This window comes from Edaphobacter flagellatus (genome assembly GCF_025264665.1).
GTDB lineage: Bacteria > Acidobacteriota > Terriglobia > Terriglobales > Acidobacteriaceae > Edaphobacter > Edaphobacter flagellatus.
The window spans coordinates 315,045-327,166 of record NZ_CP073697.1 but is presented as its reverse complement, the minus strand read 5'-3'; the positions used below and the strand labels follow the sequence as shown (position 1 = coordinate 327,166).

General features: G+C 58.9%; 13 protein-coding genes. 7 read left to right on the top strand and 6 right to left on the bottom strand.

Annotated features, from left to right (window positions below):
* Window positions 1-10: 10 nt before the first annotated feature.
* Window positions 11-451, bottom strand: coding sequence for a DUF6249 domain-containing protein (locus KFE13_RS01375; protein ID WP_260705334.1), 441 nt, complete (start codon window positions 449-451; stop codon window positions 11-13).
* A 101-nt stretch (window positions 452-552) separates the two neighbouring features.
* Between KFE13_RS01375 and KFE13_RS01370 the strand changes: the two genes are divergently transcribed.
* The gene (locus tag KFE13_RS01370; RefSeq protein WP_260705333.1) at window positions 553-1,113 is read left to right on the top strand and encodes an RNA polymerase sigma factor; all 561 of its coding nucleotides are present in this window, start codon (window positions 553-555) and stop codon (window positions 1,111-1,113) included.
* Entirely contained in the window at window positions 1,095-1,460 is a 366-nt protein-coding gene (locus KFE13_RS01365; protein ID WP_260705332.1) for a 1-phosphofructokinase family hexose kinase, read from the top strand. The genes KFE13_RS01370 and KFE13_RS01365 overlap by 19 nt, the downstream gene beginning before the upstream one ends.
* Here the strand turns inward: KFE13_RS01365 and pdxT are convergent.
* Both pdxT and pdxS read right to left on the bottom strand, forming a co-directional pair.
* Window positions 1,437-2,066 carry a pyridoxal 5'-phosphate synthase glutaminase subunit PdxT gene (gene pdxT / locus KFE13_RS01360; RefSeq protein WP_260705331.1) on the bottom strand — a complete coding sequence of 210 codons (630 nt, stop codon included), beginning with the start codon at window positions 2,064-2,066 and terminating at the stop codon, window positions 1,437-1,439. The genes KFE13_RS01365 and pdxT overlap by 24 nt on opposite strands.
* Before the next feature lie 490 nt (window positions 2,067-2,556).
* The gene (pdxS, locus tag KFE13_RS01355; protein WP_260705330.1) at window positions 2,557-3,510 is read right to left on the bottom strand and encodes a pyridoxal 5'-phosphate synthase lyase subunit PdxS; all 954 of its coding nucleotides are present in this window, start codon (window positions 3,508-3,510) and stop codon (window positions 2,557-2,559) included.
* Window positions 3,511-3,749: 239 nt separating this feature from the next.
* Here pdxS and KFE13_RS01350 point away from each other — a divergent pair, with 239 nt between their 5' ends.
* Window positions 3,750-4,469 carry a glycosyltransferase gene (locus KFE13_RS01350; protein ID WP_260705329.1) on the top strand — a complete coding sequence of 240 codons (720 nt, stop codon included), beginning with the start codon at window positions 3,750-3,752 and terminating at the stop codon, window positions 4,467-4,469.
* A 98-nt stretch (window positions 4,470-4,567) separates the two neighbouring features.
* On the opposite strand, the gene KFE13_RS01345 is transcribed toward KFE13_RS01350, so the two are convergent.
* From KFE13_RS01345 to KFE13_RS01335, 3 genes are all read right to left on the bottom strand, one after another.
* Window positions 4,568-5,068, bottom strand: a complete 501-nt coding sequence (locus KFE13_RS01345; protein ID WP_260705328.1) for a PaaI family thioesterase — start codon at window positions 5,066-5,068, stop codon at window positions 4,568-4,570.
* Between the two features lie 73 nt (window positions 5,069-5,141).
* Window positions 5,142-7,646, bottom strand: coding sequence for a RecQ family ATP-dependent DNA helicase (locus tag KFE13_RS01340; protein ID WP_260705327.1), 2,505 nt, complete (start codon window positions 7,644-7,646; stop codon window positions 5,142-5,144).
* A gap of 78 nt (window positions 7,647-7,724) precedes the next feature.
* On the bottom strand, window positions 7,725-8,222 hold the full coding sequence (locus KFE13_RS01335; protein WP_260705326.1) for an energy transducer TonB: 498 nt from the start codon (window positions 8,220-8,222) through the stop codon (window positions 7,725-7,727).
* Between the two features lie 116 nt (window positions 8,223-8,338).
* Between KFE13_RS01335 and KFE13_RS01330 the strand changes: the two genes are divergently transcribed.
* The 4 genes from KFE13_RS01330 (at window position 8,339) to ribB (ending at window position 12,085) form a co-directional block, all read left to right on the top strand.
* Window positions 8,339-8,791, top strand: a complete 453-nt coding sequence (locus KFE13_RS01330; protein ID WP_260705325.1) for a rhodanese-like domain-containing protein — start codon at window positions 8,339-8,341, stop codon at window positions 8,789-8,791.
* Window positions 8,792-8,852: 61 nt separating this feature from the next.
* On the top strand, window positions 8,853-10,400 hold the full coding sequence (locus KFE13_RS01325; protein ID WP_260705324.1) for a S10 family peptidase: 1,548 nt from the start codon (window positions 8,853-8,855) through the stop codon (window positions 10,398-10,400).
* Window positions 10,401-10,566: 166 nt separating this feature from the next.
* Window positions 10,567-10,794, top strand: a complete 228-nt coding sequence (locus KFE13_RS01320; protein ID WP_013579892.1) for a hypothetical protein — start codon at window positions 10,567-10,569, stop codon at window positions 10,792-10,794.
* Between the two features lie 142 nt (window positions 10,795-10,936).
* The gene (gene ribB / locus KFE13_RS01315) at window positions 10,937-12,085 is read left to right on the top strand and encodes a 3,4-dihydroxy-2-butanone-4-phosphate synthase (protein ID WP_260705323.1); all 1,149 of its coding nucleotides are present in this window, start codon (window positions 10,937-10,939) and stop codon (window positions 12,083-12,085) included.
* The last annotated feature ends 37 nt before the right edge of the window (window positions 12,086-12,122 follow it).

Below are 12,122 nucleotides of genomic sequence, written 5' to 3'. Positions count from 1 at the left end.
CAGGAAGTGTCTAGCGCGGCTGATCGATTTCCATGCCGAAGCGCGATAGCTCGCGCTTCTGCAGGGAATAGTCGATGAAGAAGCCGATACCGATGGCCAGCGGAATCAATCCGACAGCAGCGCCAGATAAAACCTCGCGGACTCCGAGGATCAGTTCGAGCGTAACAAAGAACAAGACGATGCCGATACCGGAGGAGACGAGCACGATGCCTGTGCGGCGGGCGATGCCGAGGCTGCGCAACGGGTCTTTGGGAGCGCGGTCGATCTCTCTGGCCTTAGTTAGAACTTTTTCGATATCGTCCACCGGTACCCCGCGAGCGAGCATCGCCATACGTTGATCGGCATTGATTCGCTTATCGTGGGCTTCTTTCCACATACCAGAGATGATCGCGACGATGGCGACAGCAAAAGCTCCCAGAGGAACAACGAATGGTGAATAAAGATTGTGCATGATGAACGATTCCTTTCTGCCAGCGTTAGACAACAAGGAGTAGTTTAAGTTTCATTCATCATGATGAAACTTTCGGGGCAAGACGAGGTCTAACGTTTCCGGTGAGTCTTGATCTCAGCTTCGAGCAGGTGGTGCGCGAGAACCAGGCGATGGTCTTTCGCACTCTGTATCGACTGACGGGATCGAGAGAGCATCTTGAAGATCTGGCGCAGGAGGTTTTCCTGCGACTGTATCGCGCGTTGCCCAGCTTTCGCGGAGAGTCGCTGGTGACAACTTACATTTATCGCATCGCGGTGAATGTGGCGCAAAACGAGTGGAAGCGGCGAAAGCGTTCGGATCGACCGCTGGTTTCGATCTCAGATGAGATTACGGCCTGGGAAGAGCGGCTCGAGCATCCCGAGCGGAATGCTCTCGAGAGGATGGAAGAGGGAGAGTTTCATCTGCGAGTGGAGGAACAACTGCAAGAGCTGAGCGCCGTCGAGCGAAGCGTGCTCGTTCTTTATCATCAGGAGGAGCGCAGTTATGAGCAGATTGCTGCGGCGTTGAACATGCCGATTGGCACGATTCGCACGCATCTGCATCGCGGAAGAAAGAAATTGCGTGAGAGATTGCAGGCTGCGCAGGTGGCAGAAGGGAGAGCGATATGCCCGGCGAAGAGATAACTCCGGAAGAGCTGGAAGCCTTGGCGCGCGAGATGGAAGAGCGCGCTCTGGATGAGCGAATCGTTGTTGCGTTGGAGAGTGCGCCAGATCTTTCGATTTCTGCGGATTTTGCAGCTCGCGTTGCGGAGAAGGTTCCGGTGAAGCGTGTGCCTACGGTGGCGGCGACACATTATGGCTTGAAGGTGATGTGGGCGGCGTTGGCGGCGCTGCTGGTCGTGCTGGCTGTGTTGGCGGCGGCGCATGGTTCGGAGCGCTCTGTCGTTGGCGAGGTAATCGAGTGGGTGCTGGTGGCGCAGTTTTTGTCGCTGGCAATATGGCTTGGGCTACATCGCAGGAGTGTTGATTAGCTGTTCCTTGTGAGAGCGGACTAGATCGAGGAAGAGCTGGTGGACGCGCCTGTCGTGGCCGAGCTCCGGGTGAAAGGTGGCGGCGAGCAGGTGGCCTTCGCGAACGAGGACGGGGTCATCGTTGCGTGTGGCGAGAGTTTCGACATTCGGACCGGTGCGGGTGATGCGAGGAGCACGGATGAAGACCATTTCCAGCGGGGGGCCGGGGAGTCTGGATTCAGCGTGGAGGATAGTGGAATCGATCTGGCGGCCGTAGGCGTTGCGTTCGACGGTGACGTCGAGTGCGCCGAGTGACTTCTGCGCGGGGTGGAGGACGTCTTTGGCGAGGAGGATGACTCCAGCGCAGGTACCGAAGGTGGGGGTCTTATGGACGAAGCCTTTGAGAGAGTCGAAAAAGCCGCGCTGCTCGAGGAAGCGGAGCATGGTGGTGGATTCGCCGCCGGGCATGACGAGCCCGTCGAGTCCTTCCAGGTCGGCCGGGAGGCGTACAAGCCGGGTGTTCGCTCTGAGGCTGCGGAGAGTGAGCGCGTGCGCTTCGTAGGCTCCCTGTAGAGCGAGGACGCCGATGGTGAGAGGCGTTACGGTCTTCGTGCTGGTGGTGCTCAAGGGCCCTCCCTGTACATATTTGTGCAAAGTATTCGAAAGATTAGAGATATTGGAACGGTTACCAAAGTCTATGTAGCTGGGTAATAGGCTTCGGCCTGGTTCTTCTATCGCTCTATTCAAGTATAGAGAATGGCGTGGAATTAATCGGCAATGGGGAAGTGGTTTGGATTGTGGAGGATGAGGGATTTGGGGGCTTGACAGGGATTTCTAAAGTTTTCTCGATGATGGTTTGGTGCTGTCGGAAGTGAAGTAAGAAGGTCGCGCTTGGCGCGAGAGACTACATCTGGTGGGCCACCGAATGTAATCATTCGATCACTTTGTCTATATTCGTAACAATCTATTCGCCAAGATCCTCTGGCGGAGTATGTCAAAGACCAACTCTCGTCTGCGCAGAAAATAGTGTTTCCTTTGAAACGAAACAGCCCTGTCCTAGGCCGCGTCAACCGAGGCCTAGGAAGAATTATGGGCTGAAGGATTGCAGCGCGAGACATTACCAGCCGCGGGTCTGGAGGAGCTCGGATTCTTCCAGTGCGGCGGCGGCGAGGCCCTTCATTGTTCCTTTGACCTGTTCAGAAGCTTCGGCGACGATCTTCGCGTCGTTGTAGTGGGTGGTGGCGATGACGATGGCCTTGGCGCGGGAGACAGCTTCTTCGCGCTCCTTGGGATCGTTTTCGACGTCGAGCGGGGTGGCGCGCTCCTTCATGAAGATTCCTGAGCCGACGAAGACGGCTTCGGCGCCGAGCTGCATCATGAGGGCTGCGTCGGCCGGGGTGGCGATGCCACCGGCGGAGAAGTTGGGGACCGGGAGCTTACCGGTTTTGGCGATCATACGGATGAGCTCGTAGGGAGCCTGGTGAACCTTGGCGGCGTTGTAGAGCTCGGCCTCGTCGAGGACGGTGAGCGCCTTCATCTCGCGGACGATCTGGCGCATGTGCTGGACGGCATGGACGACGTCGCCGGTGCCGGCTTCGCCTTTGGTGCGGATCATCGCTGCGCCTTCGGCAATGCGGCGACAGGCTTCGCCCAGGTTGCGGGCTCCGCAGACGAAGGGTGTGGTGAAGGCGTGCTTGTCGATGTGATAGGTCTCATCGGCAGGGGTGAGGACCTCGGACTCGTCGATGAAGTCGACGCCGAGGGTCTGGAGCACCTGGGCTTCGGCGAAGTGGCCGATGCGGGCCTTGGCCATGACGGGGATGGAGACGGCCCCGATGATCTCTTTGATGAGCTTAGGGTTGGCCATGCGGGCGACGCCGCCTTCGGCGCGGATCATGGCGGGGACGCGCTCGAGCGCCATGACGGAGGTGGCGCCGGCCTCTTCGGCGATGCGCGCCTGCTCGACGTTCATGACGTCCATGATGACTCCACCTTTGAGCATCTCGGCCAGGCCGGTCTTGAGGCGGAGGGAGGAGGATGCGAGGTTGCCGTTCGAGGTGTGGTCTGCCATGACGTTTCTCCTTGGGAGCCGCGGTGCGTAGTCAAAGTTTTGAGGACGTGTGCCGCGAGAGACTTCAGTTTAGCAGTTTTATGTATGGAGGATGAAGAGCGAGGCCAGGTTAATGACGAATGGTCTTTCATGCTGGATTTGCAGAGAATTCAAATGGAATTTACAGAGCAGTTCGCAAAAGGGGTCAATCTGGGCAGACGGGGCAGTGTATGTCCTGTACGGGCTACCAGGGAGGCGGGATGGCTGAACTGACAATTGTGATTCCAGCGAAGAATGAGGCGGAGACGCTACCGAGATTGCTGGAGTCGCTGACGCGGCAGGACTATGAGGGCATGGCGGAGACCAAGGTGATTGTCGCCGATGCCAAGTCGACCGATGGGACCGTGGAGCTGGCGTTGAGCTTTCAGGGGCGGCTGAACGTTGAGGTGATCGAGGGCGGCCTTCCTTCGGTGGGACGGAATGCGGGGGCACGGCTGGCGACGACTCCATATGTGCTGTTTCTGGATGCGGATGTGGAGCTGCCGGAGCCGACGCTGCTGCGGAGAGCGCTATGGAGGATGCGGCGGCGGAAACTGCACCTGGTGACGACGAACATTTCGTGCAAGGACGGAAGCTGGTTGGACGATGCGCTGTATGCGGGGAACAACTTCATGCAGTATGTGGGGTCGTTTCTTAAGCCGTTTGCGACGGGGATGTTCATGCTGTTCGACCGCAAGGCGTTCTGGGCGCTGGGGGGCTTCAACGAGCGCGCGCTGTTTGCGGAGGATTATCTGCTATCGAAGGGTGTGGCACGGATTCGGTTCAGGATTGTGCGCGGCGGCGTGGTGACGACGAACCGGCGGTTTCAGAAGCTGGGGCATGGGCGCATGGTCTGGATGTTTTTCAAGACGATGCTGCATAGCTGGAACGATAAGTATTTTCTGCGGGACCAGGGGTATTGGGAGGAGTCGGAGGTTTAACGGCTTCTTTCTTTTCTGGCTACCGTTGCGGCGGTAGAGGGGAAATGCGGGGGTTCCTCGGCTTCGCTGCGCTCGCTCGGAATGACACACCTCTATAGCTAGTCTTCGGGCTGGGTTAGACCGGCTGCGGCGAGGAGTTTTTCGTCGATGGCGATGAAGAGGCCGTGGCCTCGAGCGAGGACTGTATCGTTGAGCAGGATTTCGGCCTGGTGGAAGAGCTTGCGGCCTTCGCGACGGATGTGGCGGCTGGTGATGGTGAGCGGCTTATAGAGCGGGACGGGGCGGATGTAGTCGACTTCCATGTGGCGGGTCATGGCGAGGACGTTGAGCGGGCGGTTGAGCTTGCTCATGGCTTCGTCGAGGAGTGTAGCGACGAGGCCGCCGTGGAGGTAGCCGGGCGGGCCTTCGTGGTGGCGATCGAGCTGAGCCTGCGCGGTGGCGGTGGGGTGCTCGGGGTCGGAGTTGTCGGTGGAGAAGACAAGGTGGAGTCCCTGGGGATTGGCGGGGCCGCAGCCGAAGCAGTGGCTGGCGCGCTCGTCAATGGTGGGGTTGCCGTCCATGGAGAGAGGCGTGTGACGGGATGCGTCGGGAGTGGCCATGGCCTGACGGTAGCACAGGTGAGGCGTGAAAATGAATAGTGATTCAGTGAAGATTTGTTATCGAGATGAGGAGTTATTCGGCGCAGAGTTGCAGGATGCCGGGGCCGAATTTTTCGGCCTTTTCGAGCGAGATGCCGTCGATGGTTCTGAGTTGGGTGAGGGTCTGTGGCCGCTCGATGGCAATGCTGCGCAGGGTCGAGGTTCCGAGGATGAAGAACTGCGGGAGGTTGAGGCGTTCGGCTTCGGAGGCACGCCATGCGCGGAGACGCTGGTCGAGTTGTTGCTGGGCGGGGGTGAGCGATTCGGCGTCGACGGGGCGCGTGGGTGCGCGATGACCTGCATCCGGCGATGATGCTGCAAGATGTGGGGATCTGTATGTTGAGGATGGATTGGCGGCGGTGCGAGCGGAATATGAGGTTTCCTCCCATCCCGACGAATTTGCTCGTTGGGGACCTCGGTCCTCGGCTTCGCGGCTTTGCCGCTTCGCTCGGAATGACGCTTCTTTGGGGCGGATGGAAGTGGTAGTGGTGGATGCGTCACTACGGCAGAGGGAGATGATGTCAGCACCGTAGCGATCGGCTTTTTCCTGGCCTATGCCGCTGATGCTGAGCAGGTCGGCGACGGTCTGCGGTTGTGCGTGGACGATGTTGCTGAGCACGGAGTCGCCGAAGACAATGAAGGCGGGCTTACCGGTTTTTGCGGCTTCGGCCTTACGCCATTCGCGGAGGCGTTGTTCGAGGGACTGTTGCGCGGGCGTGAGGGGTAGAGAAGCAGATCTCTCCGCTTCGTCCCTGCGGGACTTGGGTCGAGATGACGATTCTGTGCGTGATGCACGAGAGGATTTTGTGCGCTTCTTCGCGTGCGAGGCCGTGTGATCTTCTGTGGGGAGGAGGGCGGCGAGGTCATCGCCTTCGTCGCGTGTGCGGCCTTCATGGGTGAGTGAGGCTCGCTTGAAGTTGATGGTGTTGCCTTCGGCGTTGACGAAGGTGTCGGCGGAGAGTGTGACGAGGCCGGCGCGGGTGAGTGCGTTGAGGAGTGTGTCGAACTGTTTGCGGTCGATGCCGAGAGCGAGGTCGGAGTGAAGTTTTCCGGTGGCTCGTGGCGCGGCGCCATCGAGTGCGCGGAGGATGGCACGAAGCTGGCGGTCTTCCTGCGAGGTAGGTTCGCGGAAGGTTTGTGCGGTGGCTCGCTCGGGGGAGCAGAAATCGCAGTGGCCGCAGGGGCGGAGTCCGTCGGCGGTGTCGCCGAAGTGCTGGATGAGGGCGGCCATGCGGCATTGGGGTGTTTCGGCAAAGCGCGCCATGGCGTCGATCTGTGCGCGGCGGAAGGCGAGTTGCTGATCGTAGCCGGATTGCCAGGATTTGTTTTCTGCTGCTCGGAGGTTGCCTGCGATGTCGAAGGCTGCGGCACCTTGTGCGACGAGTTTTTCGGCAGTGCGCTCGAAGGTCTCGACGTCCATGCGGATGCGTTTGCGAAGGGCCTCGGGCTCCTGAAAGTCGGCGGTGAGGATGCGGGCGAGGCGGGCCAGCTCCGTAGGGGCAGGGTAGTCGCGCTCGAGGAAGAAGTCGTGCATCTTGCGGTCGGCGAAGGAGTGGAGGAGGACGGTGCGTGAGGCGAGGCCATCGCGTCCGGCGCGGCCTATCTCCTGGTAGTAGGCTTCGACGGAGCCGGGGAGTGCGGTGTGAATGACGGTACGGACGTTCGGTTTGTCGATGCCCATGCCAAAGGCGATGGTGGCGACGACGACTTCGAGCTCGCCCGAGAGGAAGTGGCGCTGAACGCGCTCGCGTGTGGCGGGATCGAGCCCGGCGTGGTAGGCGGCGGCACGGCCCCCGAGCTGTGATGCAAGCTCTTCGGCGGCCTTGCGTGAAGGCGCGTAGATGATCGCGGGACGGCTCTCGGAGGATTTGAGCAGGTCGATGGTGAACTGATTGCGCCGCGGCTTCGCCATCTCGACGACTTCGATGGCGAGGTTGTGGCGACGGAAGCCGTGGATAAAGAGTGCGGGGTCCGCGAGGCGAAGCTGGGTGGCGATGTCTTTCTGGACGGTGGGGGTGGCCGTGGCAGTGAGCGCGATGACGGGCGCGGGGCGCAGGGATGGCAGGTGATCGCCTAGCGTCCGGTAGTCGGGGCGAAAGTCATGGCCCCATTGCGAGATGCAATGAGCTTCGTCGATAGCGATAAGCGAGGGCTTGCGTTTGGCGAGCATCTCAGGAAAGCCGGGGACGCGCATGCGTTCGGGAGCGATGAAGAGGAACTGGAGTTCGCCATTGAGGTAATCGCGGCAGGCCTGGCGGGAGTCGTCACGGGAGAGGCCGGAGTGGATGCGCGCGACGCGGAGGCCAAGGGCGGAGAGCTTGGCTGCCTGGTCGTCCATGAGCGCGATGAGCGGAGAGATGACGAGTGCTGTGCCGTTGCGGGCGAGGGCCGGGAGTTGGTAGCAGAGGCTCTTGCCTGCTCCGGTAGGCATGACGAGCAGGACGTCGCGGCCGTCGGTAGCGGCGCGGCAGACGGCCTCCTGATTAGCGCGGAAACCGGAGAAGCCGAATGTCTGATGGAGAAGGGCGGAGAGGTCCATGAACTCTAGGACATCTTCGCATATTCTTTGCCTGGGGATGAGCTGTCAGGTGTTGGAGGAATATGGAAGGTACCGGCGCTAAAAGATGTGGAAGCTAACTTCAATATTGAGCAGGACTGGGACGGGTTTGCCTTGACGCATCGCAGGAGCAAATCGATATTGATTAACGGCATCCAGTGCTTTCCTATCTAAGGAAAAAGCAATTTCCTCGTCTTTTGTAGCCATTGTGTCAAGACTGGACCTGATGATTTTGGCATCCTTTACATTTCCGTCAGTGCTTACTGTGATCTGAACCAATGTCATGGCATTCAGACGTTGTATGCGTTCTTTACGGGAAAATTTTGGTTCGACCGAATGGATAAGTTTTGGAGGAGTTACTCCACCACCGATCTTGTAAATAGGAGCCTCACTTGGATTTTGAGGCGAAGCTGAGTTCGCTTCCTGAGGCGATTTGCCTGCATCCGTTTGGGCAGGGGATGACGGTGGGTTTGTACTTGTTGTCGAAAAGCCGGATACAGAGAAAATAAGGATCAGGAGAGCGACGATACGGAAGTGCCTGGCTAAGAATGTCATCATGTCATCGGCCTATGTGCCTGGAGCGTTGACAGCTTACCATGCGAAATTTATGTGGCTATTTGGGAATCGGCAGGGTACGTGAGGGAATCTCTACGTACTAAGGAATGGAGGCAGAGATGTTCTGGATCGTGGTTGGTGTGGTGGCTGCTGTCGGCATCCTGATCGCGTTACTGGTGAAGGTGAGGCAGGCACGGAATGCACGCGAGTTTGAGCGGACGAGTGTTGATGCCGAGGTGCTGCGTCAGTTGCTGGAGAAGGAGCCTCCCGTGCTGTTATATGACGTACGGCTGCCGCTGGATCTGCTGGCGTATTCGGAGATGATTCCGGGGGCGAAGAGACTGTCTCCGAAGGAGGTGCTGGCGAATCCTACGCTGATTCCTGCAGACCAGGATGTGGTGCTGTACTGTACGTGCGAGGCGCAGAAGACGAGTCTGGAGATTGTACGGAAGGCGAAGGGGCTGGGCTTCTCGCGGTTGAAGGTGCTGCGTGGTGGTTTGGCTGGCTGGAAGTCGAAGGGATACCCGGTGGAGGTGTACCGCGAATCTTTCCGGCTGGATACAGCGGTTTGATGAAATGTGCCGGTTATGATGTCTGTGTCGAATTTCCGAAGGATTTACGGGAGAGTATTCATTGACTACCTGGGTAAGGTTACGCCGGCGGGCGTATTGGGCAGCACTGATTGTGATGACAGTAACTCCGATGTGGGCGCAGTCCCGGCCTGCGGGGGATGAGAAACCGGCGGAGAAGAAGGAGGATGCCGGCATACCGGTTCCTCCGGAGACGAACTCGACGACGAAGCATGATCTGACGGTGGGTGGGCGGGTGATCCACTACACGGCGACGGCGGGTAATCTGCTGATTCGCGATGAGCAGTCGAAGCCGAATGCGAGCATCTTTTATGTGGCCTATACGGAAGATGGCGCGGATGCAAAGACGCGGCCGGTAACGTTCTTCTACAACGGCGGGCCGGGAGCGGCGACGATCTGGCTGCATATGGGGTCGTTTGGGCCGGTGCGGGTGATTACGCAGAGTCCGGAGGCCAGTGCGCCTGCTCCATTCAACTGGGTGGCGAACGAATACAGCCTGCTGGATAAGAGTGACCTGGTGTTTATCGATGCGCCGCTGTGCGGGTTTTCGCGGGCCGTCGGCAAGGGGACAGTGAAGGATTTTGCCGGGACAGACCAGGACATCGCGGCTTTTCGGAAGTTTATTGAGCGCTACATAACGACGAACGAGCGGTGGAACTCGCCGAAGTTTCTATTTGGCGAGTCGTATGGGACGACACGGTCGGCGGGGCTGGTGTCGGCGCTACAGAATGACGGCGTTTCGTTCAATGGTGTGGTGCTGCTGTCGTCGATCTTGAACTACGGCATTCGCAATCCTGGGTATGATGTTGAGCCTATTGGATATCTTCCTTCATTTGCTGCGATTGGGTACTACTACAAGAAGGTGAAGGCGAACGGCTCGATGGCGGACTGGGTGCAGCAGGCCCGGGAGTTCGCGCGTGGGCCGTATGCGCAGGCGCTGGCACAGGGCGACAAGCTGCCGCAGGAAGAGTTCGATGCGATTGCGGCGAAGGTGTCGGCACTGACGGGGCTGAGTGTGGGCTACGTAAAGGAGACCCGGCTGCGTATTTCCGCTTCACGGTTCCGGAGAGAGCTGTTGCGTGGGGATGACCGCACGCTGGGTCGTTACGATGCTCGATTTATGGGCTGGGACCTGGATGCTGCGACAGAGACGCCGGGGTACGATCCCTCGGATACGGGAATCAGCGGTGCGTACGTGGGGGCGTTCCACGACTATATCGCTCGTGAATTGAAGTATATGAGTCAGGAGACGTATTACACGTCGGGGCCGGGCGTGAACCAGGCGTGGGACTTCAAACATAAGGTTGGCGGCAGGGAGCAGTCGAATCCGGATACGGCGGTGGATCTGGCGGATGCGATACGGAAGAATCCGCACCTGAAGGTCTTTTCGGCGAATGGGTACTTTGACCTGGCTACGCCTTTCTTTGCAACGGAGTATGACCTGAACCATATGAGCCTGCCGGAGAAGCTGGTTGGGAATGTGAGCTATGGGTACTATCCGGCGGGACACATGGTGTATCTGAATGTCGAAGCACTGAAGCAGATGAAAGCCGATATGGCGAAATTCTATAGCTCGGCGCTGCACAACTGATGCAGCCAAAGAGGTTGCAGACAGTAGCTTTCCGGAGGGGCCAAACAGGCTGAAAACCCTTGAATTTCAAGGGGTAAATGGCTTAGAATGATACATGTGATCTTTCTCTCCCGGCATCATGGAAAGAGCAGTAAGTCATTCACAAGGAAGAGGTAACAGATAGCCTATGGCAAAGCGTCGTGGAAACCCGAACTGGGGTAAGCCGGAGCCGATCGGGCCGGTTGTCCCAACGGTGACATCGTTTGAACAGGTTGTGAAGGAATACAAGTTGACTCCGGATCAGTACATCCGGTCGACGCGGCTCAGAGAGTGGGCCCGCCGGAACAAGAACTCGAAGTACATCCCGGAGGCTCTGTTGGAAGCCTGGGGCTTCGAGATTGAGTCGACCCTGTAGAGCCAATTCCTAAGTTGAGTAGTTTGAGAGATGCCGCCTTGATTGGGCGGCATCTTCTTTTTGCGTCGAACGTATGATGTTGAGAGTCGAAAGGATGGAGAGATTCTTCTTCGTTTCGAGGATGGCAGGGAGGCAAGTGGGTATGTTTGCGGATGTCGCTGAAGCAGTTGCCGAGATTAAGGCCGGGCGGATGGTGGTGGTGGTCGATGACGAAGACCGCGAGAACGAAGGCGACCTGACGCTGGCGGCGGAGTTTGTGACTCCCGAGGCGATCAATTTTATGGCGAAGTACGGTCGCGGGTTGATCTGCCTGACGCTGACGGAGGAGAGAGCGGACTATCTGCGGCTGGGGCCGATGACGCAGGAGAATACGTCCCGGTTCGGCACGGCGTTTACAGAGAGCATTGAGGCCCGCGAGGGGGTAACGACGGGGATCTCCGCTGCGGACAGGTCGCATACGATCCGGGTGGCGATTGATTCGAAGTCGACAGCGCACGATCTGGCGAGGCCGGGACATGTGTTTCCTCTGCGGGCGCGCAAGGGTGGCGTGCTGGTAAGGGCGGGGCAGACGGAAGCTTCGGTGGACCTGGCGAGGATGGCTGGATTGGTTCCGGCGGGTGTGATCTGCGAGATTATGAACGACGACGGCACGATGGCGCGGGTGCCGGACCTGGTGAAGTTCTGCGAAGAGCATGGGCTGAAGATGGTGACGGTTGCCGACCTGATCCGCTACCGGCTGCAGAACGAACGATACATCCATCGGGTTGCGGAGTCGGTGATGCCGACGGAGCACGGCGAGTTCAGGATGATTGCGTACGAGAGCGAAGTCGATGGCGGAGAGTCGCATGTGGCACTGGTGTATGGCGACGTGACGGGCGATGAGCCGGTGACGGTGCGCGTGCATACGCACTGTCTGGCGGGCGATGTCTTTGGGACGACGCTGTGCGATTGCAAAGAGGTTGTGGCTGGTTCGTTGAGAATGATTGCGGAGGCCGGGCGCGGCGCGCTGGTATATCTGCATAATGGCAGCGCGGGGTTCGGGATCGATCGGAGCGTGACTCCGCATCGCGTAACCCTGCATCGCGAGCAGAGGGCGAAGGAGCACAACGAGGAGCGGACGCAGAGGACGTTGCGTCAGGTAGGCCTGGGAGGTCAGATCCTGTCGGACCTTGGCATTCACAAGATCCGTCTGCTGACGAACAGGCCGACGCATGTGCCTGCGTTGCAGGGATTCGGGATTGAGATTGTAGAGCAGGTTCCGGTGACGGTTTCAACTGCGGCGAAGCGGTAAACGAAGAAAATTTTATTAGCGAAGGCGACGGCGGGAG

Excerpts from the sequence above, each read along its gene's own strand:
- KFE13_RS01375 (WP_260705334.1), bottom strand. The coding sequence starts at position 451 with ATGCACAATCTTTATTCACCATTCGTTGTTCCTCTGGGAGCTTTTGCT.
- KFE13_RS01365 (WP_260705332.1), top strand. The coding sequence starts at position 1,095 with ATGCCCGGCGAAGAGATAACTCCGGAAGAGCTGGAAGCCTTGGCGCGC.
- pdxS (WP_260705330.1), bottom strand. The coding sequence starts at position 3,510 with ATGGCAGACCACACCTCGAACGGCAACCTCGCATCCTCCTCCCTCCGC.
- KFE13_RS01350 (WP_260705329.1), top strand. The coding sequence starts at position 3,750 with ATGGCTGAACTGACAATTGTGATTCCAGCGAAGAATGAGGCGGAGACG.
- KFE13_RS01345 (WP_260705328.1), bottom strand. The coding sequence starts at position 5,068 with ATGGCCACTCCCGACGCATCCCGTCACACGCCTCTCTCCATGGACGGC.
- KFE13_RS01340 (WP_260705327.1), bottom strand. The coding sequence starts at position 7,646 with ATGGACCTCTCCGCCCTTCTCCATCAGACATTCGGCTTCTCCGGTTTC.
- KFE13_RS01335 (WP_260705326.1), bottom strand. The coding sequence starts at position 8,222 with ATGATGACATTCTTAGCCAGGCACTTCCGTATCGTCGCTCTCCTGATC.
- KFE13_RS01330 (WP_260705325.1), top strand. The coding sequence starts at position 8,339 with ATGTTCTGGATCGTGGTTGGTGTGGTGGCTGCTGTCGGCATCCTGATC.
- KFE13_RS01320 (WP_013579892.1), top strand. The coding sequence starts at position 10,567 with ATGGCAAAGCGTCGTGGAAACCCGAACTGGGGTAAGCCGGAGCCGATC.
- ribB (WP_260705323.1), top strand. The coding sequence starts at position 10,937 with ATGTTTGCGGATGTCGCTGAAGCAGTTGCCGAGATTAAGGCCGGGCGG.